Origin of the sequence: Bradyrhizobium sp. SZCCT0153 (assembly GCF_018129995.1) — a bacterium.
Taxonomy (GTDB): Bacteria; Pseudomonadota; Alphaproteobacteria; order Rhizobiales; family Xanthobacteraceae; genus Bradyrhizobium; species Bradyrhizobium japonicum_G.
In genome coordinates, this window is record NZ_JAFCKS010000002.1 from 989441 (window position 1) to 1012717 (window position 23277).

At 61.7% G+C, this 23277-nt stretch carries 22 protein-coding genes; 16 read left to right on the forward strand and 6 right to left on the reverse strand.

The features are described 5' to 3' along the window. Positions 1-99: 99 nt before the first annotated feature. Together JQ572_RS12255 and JQ572_RS12260 are read left to right on the forward strand one after the other, a co-directional pair. Positions 100-1134 (forward strand): aminoglycoside phosphotransferase family protein, encoded by a 1035-nt coding sequence (locus tag JQ572_RS12255; protein ID WP_249128961.1) that lies wholly within the window; start codon positions 100-102, stop codon positions 1132-1134. After that, the gene (locus JQ572_RS12260; RefSeq protein ID WP_211383258.1) at positions 1131-2087 is read left to right on the forward strand and encodes a choline/ethanolamine kinase family protein; all 957 of its coding nucleotides are present in this window, start codon (positions 1131-1133) and stop codon (positions 2085-2087) included. Before JQ572_RS12255 ends, JQ572_RS12260 begins: the two co-directional genes overlap by 4 nt. 18 nt (positions 2088-2105) lie before the next feature. Here the strand turns inward: JQ572_RS12260 and hisN are convergent, their stop codons facing one another. The 3 genes from hisN to JQ572_RS12275 form a co-directional block, all read right to left on the reverse strand. Continuing rightward, a complete protein-coding gene (gene hisN, locus JQ572_RS12265; RefSeq protein WP_211383259.1) occupies positions 2106-2897 on the reverse strand; it encodes a histidinol-phosphatase in 792 nt (263 codons plus the stop codon). Positions 2898-2962: 65 nt separating this feature from the next. Continuing rightward, positions 2963-3994 carry a helix-turn-helix domain-containing protein gene (locus JQ572_RS12270; protein WP_211383260.1) on the reverse strand — a complete coding sequence of 344 codons (1032 nt, stop codon included), beginning with the start codon at positions 3992-3994 and terminating at the stop codon, positions 2963-2965. A gap of 13 nt (positions 3995-4007) precedes the next feature. Further along, a complete protein-coding gene (locus tag JQ572_RS12275) occupies positions 4008-4844 on the reverse strand; it encodes a DeoR/GlpR family DNA-binding transcription regulator (protein WP_211383261.1) in 837 nt (278 codons plus the stop codon). Between the two features lie 399 nt (positions 4845-5243). Here JQ572_RS12275 and JQ572_RS12280 point away from each other — a divergent pair, with 399 nt between their 5' ends. From JQ572_RS12280 to JQ572_RS12300, 5 genes are read left to right on the forward strand one after another with little or no spacing between them, the layout of a single operon-like run. Further along, the gene (locus JQ572_RS12280; protein WP_249129048.1) at positions 5244-6527 is read left to right on the forward strand and encodes an aspartate aminotransferase family protein; all 1284 of its coding nucleotides are present in this window, start codon (positions 5244-5246) and stop codon (positions 6525-6527) included. 18 nt (positions 6528-6545) lie between these two features. After that, on the forward strand, positions 6546-7913 hold the full coding sequence (locus JQ572_RS12285) for a glutamine synthetase family protein (RefSeq protein WP_211383262.1): 1368 nt from the start codon (positions 6546-6548) through the stop codon (positions 7911-7913). 35 nt (positions 7914-7948) lie between these two features. Next, complete coding sequence (locus tag JQ572_RS12290; RefSeq protein ID WP_211383263.1) at positions 7949-9334, forward strand: aldehyde dehydrogenase family protein; 1386 nt, start codon at positions 7949-7951, stop codon at positions 9332-9334. A 9-nt stretch (positions 9335-9343) separates the two neighbouring features. Next, positions 9344-10516, forward strand: coding sequence for an iron-containing alcohol dehydrogenase (locus tag JQ572_RS12295; protein ID WP_211383264.1), 1173 nt, complete (start codon positions 9344-9346; stop codon positions 10514-10516). After that, positions 10513-11739, forward strand: a complete 1227-nt coding sequence (locus JQ572_RS12300) for an allantoate amidohydrolase (RefSeq protein WP_211383265.1) — start codon at positions 10513-10515, stop codon at positions 11737-11739. The genes JQ572_RS12295 and JQ572_RS12300 overlap by 4 nt, the downstream gene beginning before the upstream one ends. 50 nt (positions 11740-11789) lie before the next feature. Here JQ572_RS12300 and JQ572_RS12305 read toward each other — a convergent pair whose 3' ends face one another. Then, complete coding sequence (locus JQ572_RS12305; protein WP_211383266.1) at positions 11790-12245, reverse strand: MarR family winged helix-turn-helix transcriptional regulator; 456 nt, start codon at positions 12243-12245, stop codon at positions 11790-11792. A 247-nt stretch (positions 12246-12492) separates the two neighbouring features. On the opposite strand from JQ572_RS12305, the gene JQ572_RS12310 reads away from it, so the two are divergent. From JQ572_RS12310 to dusA, 9 genes are all read left to right on the forward strand, one after another. Then, positions 12493-13539, forward strand: coding sequence for a substrate-binding domain-containing protein (locus tag JQ572_RS12310; protein ID WP_211383267.1), 1047 nt, complete (start codon positions 12493-12495; stop codon positions 13537-13539). 66 nt (positions 13540-13605) lie between these two features. Further along, positions 13606-14844 carry an urea ABC transporter substrate-binding protein gene (locus JQ572_RS12315; RefSeq protein WP_211383268.1) on the forward strand — a complete coding sequence of 413 codons (1239 nt, stop codon included), beginning with the start codon at positions 13606-13608 and terminating at the stop codon, positions 14842-14844. Between the two features lie 63 nt (positions 14845-14907). Further along, positions 14908-15774 carry a branched-chain amino acid ABC transporter permease gene (locus JQ572_RS12320; RefSeq protein WP_211383269.1) on the forward strand — a complete coding sequence of 289 codons (867 nt, stop codon included), beginning with the start codon at positions 14908-14910 and terminating at the stop codon, positions 15772-15774. Continuing rightward, complete coding sequence (locus JQ572_RS12325; RefSeq protein ID WP_211383270.1) at positions 15774-16838, forward strand: branched-chain amino acid ABC transporter permease; 1065 nt, start codon at positions 15774-15776, stop codon at positions 16836-16838. Before JQ572_RS12320 ends, JQ572_RS12325 begins: the two co-directional genes overlap by 1 nt. 2 nt (positions 16839-16840) lie before the next feature. Next, positions 16841-17569, forward strand: a complete 729-nt coding sequence (locus tag JQ572_RS12330; RefSeq protein ID WP_211383271.1) for an ATP-binding cassette domain-containing protein — start codon at positions 16841-16843, stop codon at positions 17567-17569. After that, positions 17566-18267 carry an ABC transporter ATP-binding protein gene (locus tag JQ572_RS12335; RefSeq protein WP_211383272.1) on the forward strand — a complete coding sequence of 234 codons (702 nt, stop codon included), beginning with the start codon at positions 17566-17568 and terminating at the stop codon, positions 18265-18267. Before JQ572_RS12330 ends, JQ572_RS12335 begins: the two co-directional genes overlap by 4 nt. An 86-nt stretch (positions 18268-18353) precedes the next feature. Then, complete coding sequence (locus tag JQ572_RS12340) at positions 18354-19868, forward strand: amidase (RefSeq protein WP_211383273.1); 1515 nt, start codon at positions 18354-18356, stop codon at positions 19866-19868. Next, complete coding sequence (locus JQ572_RS12345) at positions 19868-20170, forward strand: putative quinol monooxygenase (RefSeq protein ID WP_211383274.1); 303 nt, start codon at positions 19868-19870, stop codon at positions 20168-20170. The genes JQ572_RS12340 and JQ572_RS12345 overlap by 1 nt, the downstream gene beginning before the upstream one ends. 637 nt (positions 20171-20807) lie before the next feature. Then, a complete protein-coding gene (gene dusA, locus JQ572_RS12350; RefSeq protein WP_211383275.1) occupies positions 20808-21803 on the forward strand; it encodes a tRNA dihydrouridine(20/20a) synthase DusA in 996 nt (331 codons plus the stop codon). Positions 21804-21853: 50 nt separating this feature from the next. Here the strand turns inward: dusA and JQ572_RS12355 are convergent, their stop codons facing one another. Then, positions 21854-22522 (reverse strand): outer membrane protein, encoded by a 669-nt coding sequence (locus JQ572_RS12355; protein WP_211383276.1) that lies wholly within the window; start codon positions 22520-22522, stop codon positions 21854-21856. A gap of 179 nt (positions 22523-22701) precedes the next feature. Beyond that, positions 22702-23256, reverse strand: a complete 555-nt coding sequence (locus JQ572_RS12360) for a TIGR02281 family clan AA aspartic protease (RefSeq protein WP_211383277.1) — start codon at positions 23254-23256, stop codon at positions 22702-22704. Between the last annotated feature and the right edge of the window lie 21 nt (positions 23257-23277).

Below are 23277 nucleotides of genomic sequence, written 5' to 3' on the forward strand. Positions count from 1 at the left end.
GCGAAAATAGCCAGCGTTGGGGTAGAGCCGCTGCTCCAACGGCATGATTTGGTGGAGCGCGAGGCATCCCTTTTGCATCTGTCCTGATCAAAATCTGTCTTGATCAAATTTGGCGGACATGAAGGTCGGCTGAACGGCAACCGCAAGAGATCAGAAGTCGCCATGAGTCAATCTGGAACGCGTCAATCTGGAACGGAACTGGCCACCATCCGCAATTGCGTTGCCGAGCTCCCCGGATGGGGGTCCGGCGACATCGTGATCGAACCTGCTATCCCGATCCTGGCGTCGCCAAGCTGGCGCGGCGTCGACGGCTTTCCCTGGCGCGCCACCAGGAAGGGCGGTGGCGAGAGCATCTTCATCAAGAATATGGATCGCGATGCGGAGCTCTATATCGACGTGGCGTGTGCCTTCGAGGCGGCGCAGCGTGCATCTGATCTCGGCATCGGCCCGAAGGTGCTCAAGGCCGACCCGCAGGCAGGCCTGCTGGTGATGAAGGATCTCAACCAGGGCTGGCGGGTCGGCACATTGGAGCGGATGCTCGAACCCGACATCGTCGATGCCGTCATTGCGGCGATGCGCCTGTTTCAATCCGGACCACCGTTGCCACGCCGCAAAAGTGTCTTCGATGAGATCGAGCATTTCTATGCCGCGGCGGCGGCCGCGAAAGCCCAGTTGCCGCAGGATGCCGAATGGCTGGTCAAGGAGCTGCGCTTTGCAGCCGACGCCTTTCGGCAGCTGGATATCAAAGCGGTGCCGATCCACGGTGACGGCAATGTCTCGAACATCCTGATCAGCGACGCAGGCGAGGTTCGTCTGATCGACTGGGATCGCGCGACGACGGCCGACCCGTTGGAGGACATTGGCAGCTTCCTCGTCGAGGCCTTTGCGCAGGAGCCTGAGGCGCGCGACGCTTTCACCCGCAGCACGGGGACGTTCGAGGAGGGTGCATTCAACCGGGCGCGCATCTATGGCGTGGCGGATGATCTGCGCTGGGGATTGATCGGCGCGCTGCTCGCCGCCAAATCGGCGCGCAATACGCTGGAGTTCTACAAATTTGCCAGTTGGCGCTTCGTGCGTTGCCGCATGGCGGTCCGGGAGCCCCGCTTTGGCGAGATGCTTCGGAGGATCGCATGACCGTTCGCAGAAAAGTTGGTGAGGCGACCACGCTTCACGAACGCAACGTCGAAGCTGCGATCGCTCGCGTCCCGCAATGGCGCGGCAAGGAGGGCGCCTATGCGCCGTTGGTCGGCGGCTTGTCGAACCAGAACTGGCTGGTCGAGATTTCCGGCGACGGGCGCCGCTATTTCGTCAAGGTGCCGGGCGAGGGCTCGGAAATGTTCATCAACCGCGTCACCGCCAACGAGGCCGCGCGCAATGCCCATGCCATGGGTGTCGGGCCGGAGGTCATCTTCTTCGACGCGGCGGACGGGCTGGAGATCAGTGAATTTCTGGAGGGCTATCGCGCCTGCACCAACGCGGATTTCGGCGATTCCGCCATCCAGTCCGACGTTCTCGATCTCTATCGCCGTCTGCATGGCGGCCCCAAGCTCGGCCAGACCAAGACGATCTTCGACATGATCGAGGAACATATCGCGCAGGGCAAGGAACTGGGGGCGCATTTCCCGCAGGACATGCCCTGGCTGATGCACCGCTACAATCAGGCCAAGTCAGCCTTCCTGGCGTCGGGCCTCGATCTCGTGCCGTGTTTCAACGACCCCATGCCAGGAAATTTCCTCATTCCGGCCGAGACCGGCGCCCCCAGGCCGATGAAGCTGATCGACTACGAATTTGCGTCCAACAATGAGCGCAGCTACGAACTCGGCGTGCTGTTTGCCGAGATGTTCTTTGATGAAAAACTGACAGAAACTCTCATCGAGCAATATCTGGGCGAGGTTCGTCCGCAGATGACCGCACGCGTCATTCTCAACCGTGCGCTCGCGGATATGAAATGGGCCTCATGGGCGGTCGTCAACCGCAAGCTCAATAGCTGGGATTTCGACTACCAGAAGTATGGTGTCTGGAAGTACATGCGTGCGCACGACGTGATGTACGACCCACGCTGGGATAGCTGGTTGCGGCTGGTGTGAGCCGGCTGCCTCTCGCGACTACTGTTTCAGGATGGCCAGGGCCTGCTCGAGCAGGCTTTCGTTCGCCGCGGCGATCACGCGTCCGTCGGAGTCCGGTGTGAGCGGCTGCCCGTCCCAGTCGCGAATAATTCCGCCGGCGCCCTCGACCACGGGAATCAATGCCATGAAGTCGAACGACTTGAGCGACGTCTCTACGACGAGATCGCAGTGGCCGGATGCCAGCAGCCCATACTGATAGCAATCGCCTCCAAATCGTCGGAACATGGCCTTCCTGCTCAACACGTCGTAGCGAGCCCAATCCTGCGATGTAAAGAAGTCCGGCGAGGATGTATAGATCTGTGCGTCTTCCAATTTTGCCGTGCGGCTCACCCTGGCGGGCTCTCCGTTGAACGTGACTCCGCGCGGCGTCCCGTACCATCGTTCAGCCAGGGCCGGCATGTCGATCATGCCGGCGACCACCGTATTTTTCCGCTCGTCGGTGAGTGCGACAAGCGTGCCGAACAACGGCATTCCGGAAATGAAGCTCTTCGTTCCGTCGATCGGATCGAGATACCAGGTGTAACGATCGCCGAGGGTTGATCCCATCTCCTCTCCGAGGATGCCGTGATCGGGGAAACGCGCGCTGATCAAGCGCCGCAATTCGACCTCGATAGTGCGATCAGCAATCGTTACCGGCGTCAGATCCTGCTTGCGTTCGAAATCGGTGCTTGAACGGAAGTACGTCAACGCGATCCGGCCGGCCACGTCGGCGAGCTCATGGAAGAAAGAAGCGAGTTCGTTCGCAGAAATCTTGTCTTGAATGTCGTCCAATGCTTGCTCCAGGGGAAAGCACGTCGTGCATGAACGGCGCAACGACCGGCCTTGGGAATTCGGCTCTAAACCGTCTCGCGAAGCTCTTGCTTGTGGACGTCCCAATAGGGCGAACCAAAGGCTTTGCGCGAGGGGGCCAGTCGGGGCGAGGGCGATCCCTTCACCTGCGTAGGGCGGACGCCTGTGCCTGGTTGCGCTGCGGCTGCCCGGGCCTGACGAACGTCGCGCGGTGCCACCTTGAAATGGCGGCTGAAGCAGCGCGAGAAATGCGAGACGTTCTTGAAACCGACTTCGTAGGCAACCTCGGACACGGTACGATGGCCTTTCGGGTCGGCAACCAGAATTTCGTAGGCCCGCTGCAACCGCTTCGTCTGGACGAACTGGCTGACCGTCGTCTCGTTGTCGGTGAAGAGACTGTAGAGATAGCTCAGCGAGATCCTGCTGCTGGCCGCAATCTTCTTCGGTGACAGGGACTGGTCGCCGAGATGGCTTTCAATGAAATCAACGATCCGGCGGCGCAGATGATAGCGCGAATTGCGGACATCCGTGGCGGCGCCCCGGTCTTCCGAGCCGATCGTGAGCACCACGAAGCTGACGACTTCGGTCGCGAGCGCCTCTGGATTCGGCGGCGGGGACTCAATGAACAGCTCAGCCACGTTTCCGATCATTCCGGCCAGCAGGCGGGTCATCTGCTCGTTCGGCTTGAAACGTCGGCTGACGTGATCTTCGATCGAGACGAGACGTCCACGCAACTCCGCGGCCGGGATCCGAAGCACCAGAAAGCGCGCGGTCTTGTCGGACGACAATTCGTAGAAGGCGAGTTCGCTGAGCAGGACATATTCGCCGGCTCGGGCAGTACCAACGCGGCCGTCCTGGCTGAACGCCACACATCCCCCAAGAGGAAATACAAGCACGTAGGAAGCGTCGTGGATGCTGGAGATACGTTTGCAACTGCAGCTGAACGCTCGATGCGGCTCGACAAGTTCGAGGTCCAGGCGTCCGATCCTGGTTCGGTGATGCAGTGCAGGACCCTTGTCTCCATCACCATCAAGGCCGGTAAACTCCTCGCGAGACGCAAGAGATGTGAGGCTTGCCATGGTTGGGTCTTTCTCAGGGTTGGGCAACAATCAACTCCGTACCGGCTTCGCGGAGTGCCGTCGCGAGAGATCCTTCCGGTTGCCGGTCGGTAACCAGACGGTCGATATCGGTCCATTGCGCAAACACGGTCAGAGCGCGCTGGTCGAACTTGCTGTGATCGGCGACAAGGATCGCTTCCGCAGCGCGCTTCACCATCGCGCCATAGATCGCGCCGGCTTCGTCATCCGCATCGTTCGCGCCCCGGGCGCTGATGCCTGTCGCACTCACGATGGCGCGATTGGCCTCGTAGCTGTTGATGCTGGCGATTGTCTGCGTACCGAACACGTAGCCTTCGGTCGGGTGATAGCGGCCCGGGCAGCACAGAACCCTGATGGATGAGTTGACCGCGAGCGCCTCCGCAATCGCATAGTCGTGCGTGATGACAGTGATGTCGCGCGCGCGCGAAGCCAATCGTCTCGCGATGTGAAACGTCGTGGCGCCGGCGGCCAGCATCAGAACTTCGTTTGGTAGAACGAGGTCGGCGATCACGGCGGCGATCGCCTCGCGTTCGGCGATCATGAGCGCCTTGCGATCAGTGAGAGCCGGTTCGAGCGCAAACGGGCGGGAAGCGCCCCCATAGGTTCGGTTGATGAGCTTCTGTTCCTGAAGCTCGACGAGGTCTCGGCGTATGGTCTCACCGGATACACCAAGTGCTGCCGCAATCTCGGAGGCTCGCAGGGTAGGAGCGGCGGTGAGTTGTGCGATGATGTGCTTGTGCCGCGCCAGCTTCGAGAAGCGATCGCCATCGGTCTTTCGTGGCCGCTTGTCGGCCACGGAGGCGTCGCTGGTGTGTAGCGGCTTGCTCGTCATTGACGTGTCCTCACCTGCGTCAGCCGTCGGGACAAGGAAGTCTTTCTCACGGAGACGTGGAAAGATACACTAATTATGTGGCAAGTCCCTCAAATTTTGGGCAGCCTGGTGCCCAGTATCTCTGCAAGTGACGATCCTCATTTATCTAAACCATTGATATTAGTATAGTAATTTCTGGAATGCGGCGTTGTGTGTCTCAGGCTCTGATCTCTTTTGCCTCCTGCCAGCTTGTCGTTGTGGGAATTCGCACATTTCTCCAAGCTGATCGTGGAATGGCTGCGGCGCGATCGCCTCGGCGATCGCTTTGATTTGTGCAAGGCGCGGTCAGAGAGGCGTGTGGTGCAGCGGGAAAGAGAAATTCTGGCGTTGAACGCCTTCGACCAGAGCCGTGCGTCCGCGATGGACGCCGAACTCGGGGAGTCGGTGCAACGACGCCTGCGGTCCTTCGGCAAGGCTTCGGTCCTGTTTTACCAGGAGCCGATCCGAATGGAGCGGGCCGAAGGCGTCTACATGTTCGACGTCGAGGGCCGCCGATATCTCGATCTCTATAACAACGTCCCGTCGATCGGGCATTCACACCCTCGCGTCGTCGAGGCCGTCCGTAGCCAGGTCGGCGTGCTCAACACCCACACGCGCTACCTCAACGACGTGGTGGATGCCTATGCCGAGCGCCTTCTGGAGACATTCCCGCCCGAGATCGATCATCTGGTGCTGACGTGCACCGGTAGCGAGGCTAACGATCTGGCGCTGCGGATCGCGAAGGTCGCGACCGGCCGGGCCGGCTTCATCGTCACGGAGGCGGCGTATCACGGCAACACTGCGGCCGTGACCGACGTATCGCCGTCGTCACGTCCCGGTCAACCATTGCCATCCCATGTGCGGGTGGTGCCGGCACCCGAGATGTTCCGCAATCCTGTCGGCGATCCCGGTCGGCGTTTCGCCGACGGTGTTGCTGCGGCAATTGCCGATCTCGAGCGAAGTGGTGTCGGGTTTGCAGGGCTGCTGGTGGACACGATCTTTTCGAGCGACGGCGTCTTTGCCGAACCGGCCGGCTTTCTGGCACCGACCATAAGGCTCGTCCGCGAACGCCGGGGGTTGTTCATCGCCGACGAGGTGCAGCCCGGTTTCGGACGCACCGGTGCAGCCATGTGGGGCTTCGCGCGCCATGGTGTTGTCCCTGACATCGTGACCATGGGCAAGCCCATGGGCAATGGGTTTCCTATGGGAGGCGTCGCTCTGCGTGCGCCGCTGCTCGACAGTTTTGCGGCGGAAGTGAAGTACTTCAACACGTTCGGCGGCAATCCAGTCGCGGCCGCAGCTGGGCTTGCGGTGCTTGACGTGATCAAGGATGAGGGCCTGTTGCAGAATGCGCGCGAGGTCGGACGTCATCTGATGGACGGATTGCGCGAGATCGGCAATCGCCACATCCAGATCGGGGACGTTCGCGGCGCCGGTCTGTTCATCGGCCTCGAGCTTGTGCTTGATCGCGACAGCAAGGAGCCGGCACCGGAGCACGCAATCATGCTGATCAACCGCCTGCGCCAGCGCGGCTTCCTGATCGGTGCTGCCGGGCCATTCGGCAGCACGCTCAAGATTCGTCCACCGCTGTGTTTCGGCACGGATCACGCGGATATGTTCATCACCGCCTGCGACGAAGAGTTGCGCGCGATCTCGCTGGCCTGAGGGGCTCGTTCAAAGTTCATGGATGCAAGAAACGTAAAAACCGCCGCCGATGCCAAAGCTCTGGTCGAAGAACGGGGTCTGTCCCACATCAAGCTCGGGGTCGTCGATCTCGATGGTGTCATTCGTGGAAAATATCTCGCGCGTGACAAGTTCTTTGGCGCACTGGAGAGCGGCCTCAGCTTCTGCGACATCGTCTTCGGTTGGGACTCCAACGACCAGATGTACGATGCCGGCAAGTTTACCGGGTGGCACACGGCCTTTCCGGACGCCATTGCTCGCATCGATCCTGCGACCTGTCGCGATATCCCGATGGAAGGGAACATGCTGTTCTTCCTCGGCGAGTTCGAGGGCGAGGCGGAAAAGCTGTGCCCGCGGCGGTTACTTCGCAGGGTGATCGATCGCGCTGAAAATATGGGCTTTGCCCCATCAGTCGCTGCCGAGTTCGAATTCTTCGTGTTCGACGAAACCCCTCACAGCGTGCGGGAAAAGGGTTATCGCGAGCTGAAGAATCTCACGCCGGGCTGGTTCGGCTATTCCATGCTGCGCGCCTCCGTGGAATCGGACTTCCATCGCTCGCTCCTCAAGCTGTGCAGCGAGATGGATATGCCGATCGAGGGCCTGCATACCGAGACGGGCCCCGGCGTCCTGGAGGCGGCGATCCAGTACACCGATGCGCTCGCAGCTGCCGATCGCGCGGTGCTGTTCAAGACGTTTTCAAAGGTCTGGGCCGAGCGTCAGGGCAAGATGCTCACCTTCATGGCCAAATGGTCGAACGCGTATCCCGGCCAATCCGGGCATCTGCATCTTTCGCTGCGAGACGAGGACGGCAAGCCGGTATTTTACGAGGCCGGGCGTCCTGGCGACATGTCCGACACCATGCGCTGGTTTGTCGGCGGCCAGCAGGCATTGCTGCCGGAGCTGCTCGCGATGGTCGCGTCAACCGTGAACAGCTATTCGCGTCTGGTGCCGGGCTTCTGGGCGCCGACCGATGCGACTTGGGGAATCGAGAATCGCACCTGTGCGCTGCGGGTCATCCCCGGCAAGCCAGCGAGCCAGCGTGTGGAATACCGGGTCGCTGCCGCCGATATCAATCCGTACCTTGCGATCGCGGCAGCACTGGGATCGGGGCTGTGGGGAATCGAGAACAAGATCGAACCGAGCGAACCGATCACCGGAAATGCCTATGAGCGAACGCACGCACCCGAGCGTGCGTTTCCGCGCACGCTATCGGAAGCTGCCGAGCGGTTGATTGCTTCGCAGGCGGCCCGCAACCTGTTTGGCGACGCCTTCGTCGATCACTACGCCATGACGCGGCAGTGGGAGGAGCGCGAGTTCCGCAAGGCCATCACCGATTGGGAACTTGCTCGCTATTTCGAGATCATCTGATCCCGTTGTTCCTTCTCTCAAATGAGTGACATCCCGTGAACGACATTGTGTGCATTTCACCGGTTGACGGCAGCGAGGTTGCCCGGCGCCCCATCGCAACTGACGCGGAGATTGTGACGGTCCTCGAACAGGCGCGACAGGCCCAGCAGGAATGGTCGACGGTCCCGCTCGCGGAGCGTAAGGCCAAGATGCTTGCCTTCCTTGACGTGATGCGACTGCAGAACGGCGAGGTCGTCCCGGAACTCGCCATGCAGATGGGGCGCCCTGTACGCTACGGCGGCGAGCTGCGCAGCCTTGAGGAGCGCGTTCGCGGGCTGGTAGAACTCAGCGACGACGCGCTAGCGCCGGTCGTGCCGACCGAGCGCTCCGGCTTTCGTCGCATGGTCAAGCGGGTGCCCGCGGGCATTGTGCTGGTGATCGCACCCTGGAACTATCCTTACCTGACGGCTGTCAACGCGATCGTCCCGGCGCTGCTGGCCGGCAACGCTGTGATCTTGAAGCATGCCGCGCAGACCTTGCTCGTCGGCGAACGCTTCCAGTCGGCCATGGATCGGATCGGCTTGCCGACCGGACTGTTCAGGACATTGACTCTCGACCATGCTGCGACCGAAAGGCTGATTTCATCCCGTTCGGTCAATCATGTGAACTTCACGGGATCGGTTGGCGGCGGGCGGGCGGTCGAACGGGCGGCGGCGGGGACCTTTGTCAGTCTCGGGCTGGAATTGGGCGGGAAGGACCCCGCCTATGTGCGCCCCGACGCCGACTTTGATTTTTCGGTCGAGCAACTCGTGGACGGCGCCTTTTACAATTCCGGCCAATGCTGTTGCGGCATCGAGCGCGTTTATGTGCACGAACAGATCTACGGTCGCTTCGTCGACGCCTTTGCGGATCTGACCTCCCGCTATCAGCTCGGCAATCCGCTGTCGCAGGAGACGACACTCGGTCCCATGGCGGCAATACGTTTCGCCGACACAGTTCGCGCGCACATCGACGAGGCCATCTCCAGGAATGCCCGCCCGCTGATCGATCCGAAGCAATTCTCCGCCGACAGGACAGGGACGGCGTATCTGATGCCCCAAGTTCTCATCGATGTCGATCATTCCATGCGGGTGATGATGGAAGAGAGCTTCGGGCCTGTGGTCGGCATCATGAGGGTTTCGTCCGACCAGGAGGCCGTCTCGCTCATGAACGACAGCCCCTACGGGCTGACAGCGTCGATTTGGACCGAAGATGCCGTCGCAACCGAACTCATCGGCGATGCCATCGCCACGGGCACCGTGTTCATGAACCGCTGCGACTATGTCGATCCCTCGCTCGCTTGGACCGGCGTCAAGGACACCGGACGCGGCGCCGGCATGTCGCGCTTCGGCTTCGAGGCGCTGACCCGGCCGAAATCATTCCACCTTCGCATCGAGCATTGAAAGCTGCACATGGACGTTAAAATCACCGGAGCCTGGAACTTTCCGACGCGCGTCATCACCGGTCCGGGCCGCATCGCCGAACTTCCCGAGGCCTGCCGAACCTACGGTCTTGTCCGGCCTTTGCTGGTCACTGACCACGGTCTCGCCAAGACCGATCTCATCGCCGGCATCATCAATCGCGTTCGCGAGGCGGGCATACCACTCGGCGTATTTTCCGACGTGAAGACAAATCCGACCGAAGCGAACCTCACCGCAGGGGTGAGCGCGTTCAAGGCCGGCGGCCACGACAGCGTGATTGCGGTCGGAGGAGGCTCGGCGCTGGACGTCGGAAAATGTGTGGCGCTCATGGTTGCGCAAACTCGGCCGGTGTGGGATTTCGAGGATGTCGGCGATTGGTGGACCCGCGCCAACACGGACGGCATTGCGCCGATCATCGCGGTGCCGACGACCGCCGGCACGGGGTCCGAAGTTGGCCGCGCCGGCGTGATCACGCGCGAAGACACCCATGAGAAGAAGATCATCTTCCATCCCATGATGATGCCGAAGATGGCGATCGAGGATCCCGAGCTTGCGGTTGGCCTCCCGCCATTTCTCACGATGGCGACCGGCATGGATGCGCTGTCCCACTGCTTCGAGGCCTATTGTGTCAGGGCATTTCATCCGCTCGCCGACGGCATTGCCCTTGAGGGGATGAAGATCGTCGACGTCTACCTGCCGCGCGCGGTCGAGAATGGTCGGGATCTCGAAGCCCGATCCTACATGTTCGCGGCGGCGTCGATGGGAGCTACCGCGTTCCAGAAGGGACTGGGCGCGATCCATTCCGTGTCCCATCCGGTCGGTGCGCGCTACGACACTCATCATGGGCTGACGAATGGCGTGGTCTTTCCCTACGTCGTCGTTTGCAACAAGGATGCGATCGCCGACAAGATTCCGCAAATTGCTCGCGCGCTAAATCTGCCAAGCCATGATTTCGACGCGGTGCTGTCCTGGATCCTGGGCTTGCGAAAGAAGCTTGGCGTGCCGCATACCTTGGCCGAGCTCGGTGTGAAGGAGAGCGACGCCCGGACAATTGCCTCCGATGCGGTGAAGGATCCGACCGCGGGCGCCAATCCCCGGCAGTTGACCGAAGCGGACTTCGAGCGACTGACACTTGCAGCCATTCGCGGCGATCTCGGAACATGACCGTCTTGCACGATCTCATCGCAAGTTTCGCGGCGATTGGCGCCACTGACGACGGCGGCGTTTGCAGGCTTGCGGCAACGGTGCTCGACAAGGAGGCGCGAGACCTCTTTTTGCGCGAGATAGGTAACCGCGCCCTCGTCCCGAGGATCGATGCGATCGGTAACATGTTCGGCGTCGCAATTCTTGCACCTGCGTCGGACGACGTTGTGATCACCGGCTCGCACCTCGATTCTCAGCCGACGGGCGGCCGATACGATGGGGCCTATGGGGTGTTGGCGGGACTCCTTGCGGTTGAAGCGGTTCGCGAGCGCTGTCTTGCCAACCCCGGTACTGCACGACGCAACCTGGCGGTCGCGAACTGGACCAACGAGGAAGGAGCCCGTTTTCAGCCCAGCCTGAGCGGCAGCTCCGTTTTCGCCGGTAGCTTGAGCTTGCAGGATGCCTATGCCTGCGCGGACGGCGACGGCGTTACGCTCGGCGCGGCGCTGGCCGCGATCGGCTATTGCGGTGTGACGCCGCTGGAATACCGCCCAGCACGTTATGTGGAACTGCACGTCGAGCAGGGCGATCGGCTCGAGCAGGTCGCAGGGGACATTGCCGCAGTTTCCGGTGCCTGGATGACTCGCAAGATATCGGTCGTCTTCGAGGGAGATTACTCGCATACGGGACCGATGCCGATGCCTCTGCGCCGCGACGCGTTGCGCGCGGCGGCTCGCGCGATCGAAGCCCTCTACGTCGAAGTCGCGCGCGAAAACGCCGGCGCGCACGCGTCCGCGGCGCGCATCAGTGTTTACCCGAATTCACCGAATGTGGTGGCAGGCCGTGTCAGAGTCTGGTTCGAGATCCGACATGAAGACGAAGCCATGGTTGTCGCCATCACCGACCGCTTTCTGAAGCGGATCGACCGCGAGGCTCGCGAGATCGGAGTCGGCATCTCGATCGCCGCCGACGAGAAGAGATCCGCGCCTTCGCTGGATCCGCACGGAGCCGAATTGGTCCGTTCCGCGGCGAGGGATCTCGGCCTCAAAGTCACGACCTTCAAAACCATCACCGGCCACGACGCACTGGCGATCCAAAAGCGTATTCCGGCTTCGCTTATATTTGTGCCGAGCCAGGGAGGTCTCAGCCACAATCCGCGTGAATTCACGGCACCAGATGCGCTCGACAAGGGCTATGCCGTGCTGGCGGAGACGTTGTGGCGCATGGTCACGGCGCAAGATTGATGTAGTTGCGGCCTTGCGGTGTCGTACCGCTCATTCCAAAGCCGCCGCTGTCATTTGCAATTCAGGGTTTCCCGACGGTGAGACGAAAGTGGATGCGAAGAGGTGGGGTCACCGAGCAATTCCGAGAGCAGGGTTGTCAAAGCTGCAGCATCTGATGCGCCCAGCCTGTCCAGGATGTCCCGCTCGATGGACGAGATCAGGGGAGCAATGTCATCGAAATGTGCTGCTCCTCTGCGCGAGACGAAGATCAGAACCCTGCGTCGGTCATTCGGATCAGGGCCACGATAGACCTCGGCCGATTCAACCATCCTGTCGATAATCTTTGTGAGTGTTGGGCCGTCGACAAAGAGGCGAATGGCCAGTTCGCCCATCGGCAATCCGTTCCGTTCAGTCAGGGCCTCGAGCACACGATACTGGTGAAGAGACATGCCCCTGGGCTTGAGCTGCGCGTCGAGCGTCTGCTCGAGTCGGCGGTTCACGCCTCGGATGAGGTCGGGCAGATGCACCTTGTTGGCCCCCCGGCGAGATTACTTGATATTTCAACCTTTGCCTTGGAATATAAAATGGAGCAAGGAGAAAACGAATTCGTTCCAAATTGCCCAATGAAGGGGCTGATCGGGCGACCGGCGCCAGAAAAAACGGCAACCTGCCGGCCGGACTGAGCGGTTTTGCCGCAAACGGACCTTGCCGGGACCGGGATCGCCGTTGGCACGATTCGTGAGTGGTCCGTCTGGAAGTGCGGAGACACCACCGTTGCGTAGTATTCGAATATGCCTGCTCATCCCGCAGAGTGGCGCGGCGGGACTATGGGCCCCCTCAGCTGAGGCCTGCGGCCGCTTGGCTGTCGAGGAAATCAATCGGATTTACGGCATCCTGCGCCGTCCGGTTGAACTGTGCATCGTGAACGCCGGAGAAACAGGCGCGACCGCCGACCGGGCGGCGCGTGACGCGATCGAAATTGACGGCGTCGACGGCATCGTCGGGATGTTACCCAGTTTTGCGCGCGACTTCGTGGCGCGCGCCGCCCGCGGCCGCGTTCCATTCATATACACCCCGCAGTTCGAGGGCCGCTCGACCCCCGACGTCATCGCGACTGGCGAAACCGCCGAAGAGCTTCTGGTTCCGGCGATCCAATGGCTTTCGGAATCAAGGCGGGCGCGCCGCTATTTCCTCTGCGGCAATGACTACATATGGCCGCGCTCATCCCTTCAGATTGCACGAGCATTGATCACCCGCTTTGGCGGAACCGTGACTGGCGAGAGCTATCTACCTGTCGGCCAGCATGACTTCGACGAGATGCTGGACCGGATCAAAGTCTCGCGTTCGGACGTCGTCCTTCCCTATTTCCTCGGGGGCGACTGCATCGCATTCAGTCGGGCCTTCTGCGCTGCGGGATTGAGTTCGCGCGTGCTGCGTTTTTCCTCGGCGATCGACGAGACCGTCGCGTACGGACTTGATGTGAACGAGACCGAAAACCTCTACGCCGCCTCAAGCTATTATGCGTCGATCCGCTCGCGCAACAATGGCGCCTTCCTGGAGCGTTACCATACGGCGTTCGGCGATAGTCCGCCGCCCGTGAATGCCTTTGGTCAATCCTGCTACGAGGGCATCTATTCGCTCGCAGCCCTTATTGAGGAAGCCGCGAGCCTCGATGCGCGCAAGTTGACGCGCCTTTACGGCCGAACATTCCAGCGGCGTACCGCGCGAGGCGATCAAGCCCAATCCGTGGTGGGAGGCCGGCACCCCATCTATCTCGCCCAAGTCGACGGCTACGACTTCTCGATCATCGAGCGTCGATAAATAGCTTGCTTTTTCAAATATTGTATTCTTAATATTTTCCGTATCAATAAACCTATGGGGACGTCTATGTCTTTCTCCCGTCGCCGCTTCCTGCGGCACTCGGCCCTAGCTACGACGACGCTGATCGCAGCGCCGGCTGTCTTCCGCTCCGGTGCGTTCGGCGCTGAAAATCCGATTGTCGTCGGCAGCCTGCACGACCAGTCCGGTCCGATCGCGGCCTCCGGCACGCCCATGGTCTACGCGCTGCAACTTGCCGTGGATGAGATCAACGCCGGCGGCGGACTTCTCGGCCGTCCGCTGAAGGTCATCCACTATGACACCCAGTCCAACATCCAGATGTATTCGCAGTTCGCTCAGCAGCTCGCGGTGAAGGACAAGGTCGACGTCGTTCACGGCGGCATCACCTCGGCCTCGCGCGAGGCGGTGCGTCCAACCTTCGATCGCTTCAAGGTGCTGTACTTCTACAACGTGCTTTACGAAGGCGGCGTCTGCGATCGCAATACTTTCTGCACCGGCACCACGCCCGCGCAGACCGTGGAGAAGCTGGTGCCGAGCGCGATGAAGAAGGCAGGCAAGAAGGCCTACATCATCGCCGCCGATTACAATTACGGTCAGATCACCGCGAAGTGGATGACGAAATACGTCAAGGACAATGGCGGCGAGGTGCTGTCGACCGACTTCTTCCCGCTCGACGTCACCAATTTTGGCACGACCATCTCGAAGATCCAGGCGGCGAAGCCCGACCTTATTCTTTCGGCGCTCGTTGGCGGCAATCATACCGCCTTCTACCGTCAGTGGACCGCGGCCGGCATGAAGGGAAAGATTCCGATCGCGTCGACGACCTTCGGCCTCGTCAACGAACCGAGCACGCTGGATGCCGCGGAGAGCGACGCCATTCTCGGCGCATACGGCTATTTCGAGGAGCTGACCACGCCGGCTTCGAAGAGCTTTGTCGAGAAGATCAAGAAGGCGCATCCGGACTCGCCCTACATCAGTGAGCTCGCCGCCTGCACCTACGAGGGCGTCATGCTCTGGGCCGCGGGCGTCAAGAAAGCTGCCAGCATTGACCGCATGAAAGTGGTTGCAGCGCTGGAAGACTCCATCGCGTTCGACGGGCCGAGCGGCAAGGTCTCGCTCGACAAGGCGACGCATCACACGACCCGCAACGCGTTCCTTGCGGAAGTGAAGGACCGCAAATGGTCGGTGCTGGAGAGCTACTCCGACGTCAAGCCGGCCGATACGGCCAGTGTGTGCGATCTCGTCAAGAATCCGGCCGATACCAAGCAGTACATCATCAATCTCTGACGTAGACCGGGCTCCGCCTACGGGCGGGGCCCACTGCATCGACGGCCTGAGAGAATCTGAAGAATGGCGATCTACCTAATCGTCGCGCTGGACGTCCTGAACGGAATAGCGTCGCTGTTTCTGTTGTGCCTCGGACTTGCGATCATCTTCGGCATGATGAAGATCATCAATCTCGCCCATGGCGAGTTCATCATGCTCGGCGCCTACGCGACTGTCATATCGGCCAATGCCGGCGTCAATATCTGGATCGCGATGCTGGTCGTCGCGCCGCTTTTCGTCGGTATCGTCGGGCTGGTCATCGAGCGCTGCCTCATCCGCTTTCTCTACGGGCGTCTGGTGGATTCGATGCTGGCGACCTGGGGGTTGAGCCTCCTGATCATCGGCATCGTCACAACGATCTACGGCAATACCCAACAAGGCGTTCCGACGCCACTCGGCGGCTTCTCGATCGGCTCCTATCAGTCGAGCTACTATACGCTGTTCCTGGCCGGCATGGCCATCGTGACGATGGCGCTGGTCTACGGCGTTATGAGCTACACGCGCCTCGGCCTGATCGCCCGCGCCACGATGCAGAATCCGGCGATGGCTGCCACGCTCGGCGTAAATCCGGCGCGAGTCTATATGAGCACGTTCGCGGTGGGCGCCGCGGTCACCGGTCTCGCCGGTGGCCTGCTGGCGCCGGTTTCCGGCATCACGCCCGGCATGGGCGGTGCCTACGTCGCGAAAGCCTTCATGACTGTCGTCGGCGGCGGCGCCGCCATCCTGTCGGGCACGATGTCGGCAGCGAGCCTGTTCGGCGCCGTCAATCAGGTCGGCGCTTATTTCACGACGCCGGTCTACGGCGAGGTTCTCGTGTTCACGGCGGCGATCGTCTTGATCCGGCTCCTTCCGCAAGGCATCTCGGGCCGCTTCTTCAAGGGGAATTTGTAATGCCGATCCGCTTTCGCCTCGCGGCTCAGGCGGTTGCCGTCGTTCTCGCGATCGTTGCGATCGCGCTGATTCCCAGCACGATCGAGCTGTTCGCGATGATGCAGCTGACGCTGTTTGCCGCGATGGCGGTGCTGGCGCTCAGCCTTGCTTTTATCTGGGGCTTTGGCGGAATTCTATCGTTCGGCCAGACCGCTTTCTTCGGCCTCGGCGGCTATGCCTACGCGATCGCCGCGGTCAATTTCCAGGACTCGACGCCGTCGATCCTGCTCGCCATCGTCGTTCCGTCGGTGTTCGCCGCGATCCTCGGCTATTTCATCTTCTTCGGCCGCATCTCCGACGTCTATCTCGGCGTGATCACACTGACCGTGACGCTGATCCTGTTCAATTGCGTCAACTCGACCTCCGGCGACGAGTACAGGATCGGCAAGGCGCTGCTCGGCGGCTTCAACGGCATGCCGGCGGTGCCGACTTTCAACGTGCCGTTCTATCCGGACCAGGTGCTGTCGCCGGAACAATCCTGGTGGGTGACGGGCGGGGCATTGCTTGGGGTCTTCCTGCTGCTGCGCCTTCTGCTGTCTCTCCCGGCCGGCCGCATCGTGGTGGCCGTGCGCGAGAACGAGGTTCGTGCATCGTTGCTCGGCTATGACCCGCGCAAGGTCAAGCTGCTCACCTTCATTCTGAGCGGTGCGATTGCCGGACTCGCCGGCGCGCTCTACGTCAACTGGGGCGCGTTTGTCGGACCGACCATCTTCAGCCTGTCGCTGTCGGCCGAGATCATCATCTGGATCACGGTAGGCGGGCTCGGCACCTTGCTCGGGCCTGTCGTCGGCTGTGTTCTGATCGAATACATCGTCGCTTATATCGGTTCGCAGCAAGCCATGAATTCGAACCTCGTGCTCGGCGCCGTGTTGATCGTGTTCGTGCTGCTGCTGCCCAAGGGCCTGGTGCCGACGGCGCGCGATCTTCTGATGCGGCTTGTGCCCGCGCCAGGACCGAAGGCGCAGCTTGCAGAGGAGCGTGTGCCGCCATCGGCGGCGGCGTCGCACATGGCAGGAGCGGAATGACCATGGCGGACCTTGTCCCTCTGCTCAAGGCCGAGCACCTCACCATGCGTTTTGGTGGCGTGGTCGCCAATGATGACATCACCTTCACGTTGGAGGAGATGGAGCTGCGTTGCCTGATTGGCCCGAACGGCGCCGGCAAGAGCACCTTCTTCAAGACTCTGACCGGACAGCTCGTTCCGACTTCGGGCGCGATTGCGTTCCGTGGGCATCCGATCGCCGGCAAGCTGCCGCACGAGATCGCCCGCATGGGGATCGGTATCAAGACACAGGTGCCCAATGTCTTTAACGGTCTCTCGGTTCGAGAGAACATCTGGCTTGCCGTCCGTCGCAAGGCGACGCCGCGCGCCCAAGGGCCCGCGGTCGATGCCGTACTGGAGATGATACGACTGACCGATCATGCCGACCGCATCGCTGCGACGCTGTCGCATGGCCAGCGTCAGTGGGTGGAGATCGGCATGGTGCTTGCGGCCGAGCCGGAATTGATCCTGCTCGATGAACCTGCCGCCGGCATGACCGACGAAGAGACCGGCCACACTGCCGCAATCATTCGCGAGATCAATCAGACGCGGGCAATCATCGTTGTCGAGCACGACATGGAGTTCATCAGGCAGATCGCCAAGAAGGTGACGGTGTTTCATCAAGGGCGTGTGCTGGTCGAAGACACCGTGGACAAGGTTATGGCGGATCAGCGCGTGCGCGACGTCTATCTCGGCAAGAAGGTGGCGGCATGAGCCCGCTCCTCGAGGTCAAGGACTTGCGATCCGGGTACGGCCGTATTCCGATCCTGTTCGGCATCGACATGACGGTGCGGGACGGCGAGTATCTCGGTATTCTCGGCCACAATGGCATGGGCAAGACCACGACCTTGCGTGCGCTGATGGGGCATCTGCCGACGACCGGCGGCTCGGTCGTCTTCGCCGGCAAGACAATCACCCATCTCAAGCCGCACGAGCGTTCCCGGCTTGGAATCGGACTTGTGCCACAGGGCAGGGAGATCTTTCCAGACCTGAGCGTCCACGAGAACCTTCGGATGGGCCTCGCGGCGGCTCCGAAGGAGGACCGCTCGGTGATCGATACCGTGCTGCAAGACTTTCCGCGCCTGGTGCGGCTGCTCGACCGGCGCGGCGGCGCCCTGTCGGGCGGTGAGCAGCAATTGCTGGCGTTGGCACGCTGCCTGTGCACGAAGCCCCGGCTGATCCTTCTGGACGAACCGACCGAGGGCATCCAGCCATCGATCATCGAAGAGATTATCGAGACCCTGCTCGCGCTGAAGAAGCGCTGGAACATGTCGCTGATCGTGGTCGAGCAGAATCTCGAATTCATCACGTCGCTGTCTGACCGTGTCCTCAATATCCAGAAGGGACGCATCACAGAAGAGCTCGACCGGGAAAGCCTTTTGGCACGGGACGCCGCCATGCATCCAACCTAGGTTCAAATTCCGACGCGGTTACGCCGCGCCGTCGCGATCGCTGATTTCTGTTGCCACCAGCTTGTCCTCACAAGAAAGGATGACTCATGTCCATCAAACGCCCGAATGCCGAAGACGTCGCCGAGCTCGCTGCGAGCCTGCACATGAACATGTCGGTCGAGGAGGCCGGAGAATATCTGTCACTGATGGGTGGAATGTTCGACGCCTATGACGTCGTCGACGAGCTGCCTAACCCGCTGCCGCCGGTCAAATATCCGCGCACGCCGGGCGCCAAGCCGATGCCGAAGGACAACAAGTACAACGCCTGGGCGATCAAGACCGAGGTCAAGGGCGCGTCGAGCGGCAAGCTCGCTGGCCGAACCGTCGTGCTGAAGGACAACGTCGCGCTGGCCGGCGTCCCCATGATGAACGGTTCGACGACATTGGAAGGCTTCATTCCCGTCGCCGACGCGACCATCGTCACCCGCATTCTCGACGCCGGCGGCACCATCGTCGGCAAGGCCGTATGTGAGCATTTCTGCCTGTCGGGCGGCAGCCATACCTCCCATCCTGCACCGGTCCACAACCCACTCAAGATGGGTTATTCGGCGGGCGGTTCGTCCTCGGGAAGCGCTGCACTGGTCGCGGCCGGCGAGGTCGACATGTCGATCGGCGGCGACCAGGGCGGCTCGATCCGCATCCCCGCGTCCTATTGCGGCATTTACGGTATGAAGGCGACGCACGGACTCGTGCCCTATACGGGCGTGATGCCGATCGAGTCCACCATCGACCACACTGGTCCGATGACGGCCAACGTCGCCGACAATGCGCTGCTGCTGGAGGTGCTCGCCGGGCCCGACGGATTTGACCCGCGCCAGTATGCGCCGAAAGTCACGAGCTACACGGAAATGCTCCGCAAGGGCGTCAAGGGCATGAAGATCGGTATCCTCAAGGAGGGCTTCGCCGTGTCGAACATGCAGGAGGGCGTCGTCGAGAAGGTCAAGGCGGGCGCAGAACGATTCGCCAAGCTCGGCGCGAGCGTGTCGGAGGTTTCGATACCGGAGCATTTGCACGCGCTCGCCGCCTGGAACCCGATCACGCTGGAAGGTTTCCTGGTCCAGATGATGATCGGCAACGGCATGGGCTTCAATTGGAAGGGGCTCTATGACGTCGGTCTGCTCGACGCCCATTCCAGCTGGCGCAACCGCGCCGACGATCTGTCGGAGACGCTCAAGCTCACCATGCTGGTCGGGCAGTGGGGCGTCAGCCATTATCGCGGCCGCTATTACGCCAAGTCGCGCAACATCGCGATCGCCGCCAAGGCTGCCTATGACGCCGTGTTCGGATCCTACGATCTGTTGCTGATGCCGACCCTGCCGTGTGTTGCGACACCGATTCCGGCCAAGGGCGCGCCGCTCGCCGAGATCGTCCAGCGCGCCTTCGAGATGACGGCCACGACCAGTCCGTTCGATGTCACCGGCCATCCGGCGATGAGCATCCCCTGCGGCCTTTCGGATGGCCTGCCGGTCGGCTTGATGCTGATTGCGAAGGATTACGACGAGGCAACCATCTATCAGGCGGCGAGCGCGTTTGAAGCCGATGGCGACTGGAAGAAATTCTGATGATCACGATCACTGCCGTCATCAGGGCAAAGTCCGGACATGACGTCGTGATGCGCGATGCGCTTGTCGCCGTCGCGACGCATGTCGCCGCCAACGAGCCGGAGACGATCGGTTTCTTTATCTCGCAGAGCGAGGAAGACCCGTGCGTTTTCACGACCTATGAACGCTTCGCCGACAAGGCCGCGATGGATCGCCACAACGGCTCGGCCGTCGTCGCGACCTTCTTCGGGATCGCCAAGCCCATCCTGGATGGCGAGGTCATACTTGTGACGTCGAAGGAGGTGTCGGCGACGGTCCGGTAGGCGAGCGCCAGGTCAATTGCGGGCGAACATCGTGAACGTTACGGCTTCACGGCATCATCGGCAGTTACAACGACGCGGACTAGGCGCGCCGTCTCCACCACATCGAGCATCGTGGCGGGATCGAATTGCTGTTCGTGCCCGTCCGACGTCGGTCGCAAGCGGTTCCGCCTCACCACCGATCGCGGAACCGACTGCGCATCTGCTGGCCGGCGTGGGAGGAGAGGGCTGGCTGGAAGGTGATGCGAATAATGAACCGTTGCGCGATCTGTTTTGTGGCCCGATCACCAATGTGAGCGGAGGCACGGTTGAATTGGACCAGACACGGGAGCTCGGAATAATGCCTGATCTTTCATGTATCGAGTATTATCGCAGCATCTAGGCTTGCGGAGGAACTGTTGGCTTCTCACCACGTCCCATCCCCAGGCGGCTTCGAGCGGCCCGACGTCTTCGCCGTCAGCAGAAAAAGCTAGGCGTTCGTAGGGAGGGGCGTCCACGATCTCGGCATGCAGGTCCGCACAAAGGCTGGCGAGGCTGACGAACTTGTTCTGAAACACGAAGTACTAAACGTGTGCAATTTCGGCTAGTTTGGAGTGCACATGTTTCGGGTTGATCCTATTGAGGATATAAGGTTAAATAATTGAAATCAAAAGACTATCTCTTTTCCGTGGCGCCCATGATGGATTGGACCGACCGGCATTGTCGGGTGTTCCATCGTCATCTGACGCGGCGGGCGCTGCTCTATACGGAGATGCTGACGACGGGCGCCATTCTCCACGGCGACCGGGAGCGGCTGCTTGGCTTCGACGCGACGGAGCATCCGGTCGCGCTGCAGCTCGGCGGCTCGGATCCACGCGATCTCGCTGAGGCCTCGCGGATCGGCGAGGCCTGTGGCTATGACGAGATCAATCTCAATGTCGGCTGCCCCTCCGATCGTGTGAAGGATGGCCGCTTCGGCGCTTGTCTCATGGCGGAGCCTGATCTCGTGGCGAGGTGCGTCGAGGCGATGAAACGTACGGTTGCCGTGCCCGTCACCGTGAAGTGCCGCATTGGCATCGACGACCAGGATCCGGAAGTCGCGCTCGATACGCTTGCGCGCGCGGTGGTCGCCTCCGGCTGCGACGCGCTGATCGTCCATGCACGGAAAGCGTGGCTCAACGGCCTGTCGCCGAAGGAGAACCGCGACATCCCGCCGCTGGACTACGATCGCGTGTATCGCCTCAAGCGCACGATGCCCGGGGTTCCTGTCATCATCAACGGTGGTATCCCGGGCATCGACGAGGCCAAAGCGCATCTCGAGCATGTCGACGGCGTGATGCTCGGCCGCGCCGCCTATCAGGAGCCATGGCGTCTTCTCTCCGTGGATCAAGACATCTTCGGCGAGGCGGCACCGCATGCGAGCATGCAAGACGCGCTCGAGGCGATGATGCCCTATATCGAGCAACAGCTCGCCCGCGGCACGCGGCTGCACTCCGTGACGCGCCATTTCGTCGGCGCATTCCACGCCGTGCCGGGCGCGCGCGCCTTTCGCCGCCATCTTGCCGAGCAGGGGGTGAAGCCGGGCGCCGGCCTCGAGGTGCTTCGCGATGCGATCTCGCGTGTCGGTGCGCGTGCGCCGGCTGAGGCCGCGGCCTAGCCGCAATCACGTGAAGAGTCGGATAGAAATCCGGCTCTTCGCGATCCGTCTCAGCGGAACAGGTCGAAGTGATAGTTCACTCCGACGCGGAAGCTGTGGAATTTGGCGGCGTTCCAGTCCGGCAAATCGTCGTGCTTGAACGCGGTGTAGAGATACTCGGCCTTGGCCGACCATTTCGGCAGGAACGCCCATTCGACGCCGCCGCCCGCGGTCCAGCCCATCTTCATCTTGTTGATCGGGCCGTCCTTCAATTCACCGGTGGCAAGACCCGCGGTCCCGAACAACAACAGGCGTGAATCCATCGTCGCAATGCCGGCGCGGGCGCGGCCGGTCATGTACCAGGGCAGGCTGACCGCGGCGCTGTTGAGCGCGTCGTGGTTCTTGATGTCTCCGCCCTCGAAGTCGTTCTCGATGCCGACCACAAACATCGGCGAGAACTGGTAGTTGTAGCCGATCTGCACGCCGCCCACGGCGCCCTTGACCTTGCCGCCGCTGGTGCCGACGAGATTGTTGAAGGCGTCGTCGCCGCTCTCGGCATAGCCGGCGTTGAGGCCCGCATAGAGACCTGTCCAGGAATAGACCGGCTGCGGCGCAGTGTAGGAGGCGGATGGCGCTGCATAGCGCGGTGACAGGTCCGCAGCGCAGGCGCTGCCTGCGGCGAACGCCGTCGCAAACGGCAGGGCGCAGATCGTGCGGCGTAAGGCGGCTCTCGCAATCATATTTCTCGATCTCCCACTCGGCCGCATCCTCAAGGGAGCAGCACTCATCCAACCCTGATCCGGGAATACGCCCGTTATAAACCGACTAGACGGTTTGTAAATAGCGCGAATGCCACACTTGCTTGCTTTCGCAGCGCACTGCCCGATGCCTGGAGGCAGGATCGAGTCCTCGTGACGGATTAGTCGACCGCGATGCGCGAGCGGCGGCGGCTGCCTTGGAGTTCCGGATAGCCTGTGAGCATCAGCTTGTCGGCGCGCACGCCCCAGCTCTCGAGGCGGTCGAGAAAGCTCATGCCGAGCAGATTGGTCTTCATCTGCCCGCGCTGCACGACAAGGGCCGGCACGGATTTCTCGACGAGATGGCCGACGGAGAGACGGTCGAGCGTCAGGCGGGCCGCCTTGGTGTGGCCGCCCGCCGTTTCGAGATCGACGTCGTATTCGAGCATCTCGAGCGGCAGTCCGATCGCTTTCGCGGTCTCCCAGGTCAGCACCACGGAGGTCGCACCGGTGTCGATCACCATCGGTGCGGCGACGCCGTTGATTTTCGCACGCAGCGCGAACTCGCCGCCTTGGCCGCGCTGGATCTGCACGGCTGGGGCCGGGGAAGCGATTTGCGCGCGAAACAGGTGCGAGACCTTGTTGCTCGCGCGCGCGATCTGATCGGGATCGCCATAGGCGACGACGGCACCTGCCGTGCAGGCGAGCATGATGAGAACGAGCAGGAAGCGGATCATCGAACGCCTCCGAAGTCACGC

What these genes read in the sequence shown, in the direction of transcription:
- JQ572_RS12260 (WP_211383258.1), top strand. Translation starts at nt 1,131, where the DNA reads ATGACCGTTCGCAGAAAAGTTGGTGAGGCGACCACGCTTCACGAACGC.
- JQ572_RS12280 (WP_249129048.1), top strand. Translation starts at nt 5,244, where the DNA reads ATGGACGCCGAACTCGGGGAGTCGGTGCAACGACGCCTGCGGTCCTTC.
- JQ572_RS12335 (WP_211383272.1), top strand. Translation starts at nt 17,566, where the DNA reads ATGAGCCCGCTCCTCGAGGTCAAGGACTTGCGATCCGGGTACGGCCGT.
- JQ572_RS12325 (WP_211383270.1), top strand. Translation starts at nt 15,774, where the DNA reads ATGCCGATCCGCTTTCGCCTCGCGGCTCAGGCGGTTGCCGTCGTTCTC.
- JQ572_RS12340 (WP_211383273.1), top strand. Translation starts at nt 18,354, where the DNA reads ATGTCCATCAAACGCCCGAATGCCGAAGACGTCGCCGAGCTCGCTGCG.
- JQ572_RS12355 (WP_211383276.1), bottom strand. Translation starts at nt 22,522, where the DNA reads ATGATTGCGAGAGCCGCCTTACGCCGCACGATCTGCGCCCTGCCGTTT.
- JQ572_RS12360 (WP_211383277.1), bottom strand. Translation starts at nt 23,256, where the DNA reads ATGATCCGCTTCCTGCTCGTTCTCATCATGCTCGCCTGCACGGCAGGT.
- JQ572_RS12270 (WP_211383260.1), bottom strand. Translation starts at nt 3,994, where the DNA reads ATGGCAAGCCTCACATCTCTTGCGTCTCGCGAGGAGTTTACCGGCCTT.
- JQ572_RS12315 (WP_211383268.1), top strand. Translation starts at nt 13,606, where the DNA reads ATGTCTTTCTCCCGTCGCCGCTTCCTGCGGCACTCGGCCCTAGCTACG.
- JQ572_RS12320 (WP_211383269.1), top strand. Translation starts at nt 14,908, where the DNA reads ATGGCGATCTACCTAATCGTCGCGCTGGACGTCCTGAACGGAATAGCG.
- JQ572_RS12300 (WP_211383265.1), top strand. Translation starts at nt 10,513, where the DNA reads ATGACCGTCTTGCACGATCTCATCGCAAGTTTCGCGGCGATTGGCGCC.
- JQ572_RS12345 (WP_211383274.1), top strand. Translation starts at nt 19,868, where the DNA reads ATGATCACGATCACTGCCGTCATCAGGGCAAAGTCCGGACATGACGTC.
- JQ572_RS12330 (WP_211383271.1), top strand. Translation starts at nt 16,841, where the DNA reads ATGGCGGACCTTGTCCCTCTGCTCAAGGCCGAGCACCTCACCATGCGT.
- JQ572_RS12285 (WP_211383262.1), top strand. Translation starts at nt 6,546, where the DNA reads ATGGATGCAAGAAACGTAAAAACCGCCGCCGATGCCAAAGCTCTGGTC.
- JQ572_RS12295 (WP_211383264.1), top strand. Translation starts at nt 9,344, where the DNA reads ATGGACGTTAAAATCACCGGAGCCTGGAACTTTCCGACGCGCGTCATC.
- JQ572_RS12275 (WP_211383261.1), bottom strand. Translation starts at nt 4,844, where the DNA reads ATGACGAGCAAGCCGCTACACACCAGCGACGCCTCCGTGGCCGACAAG.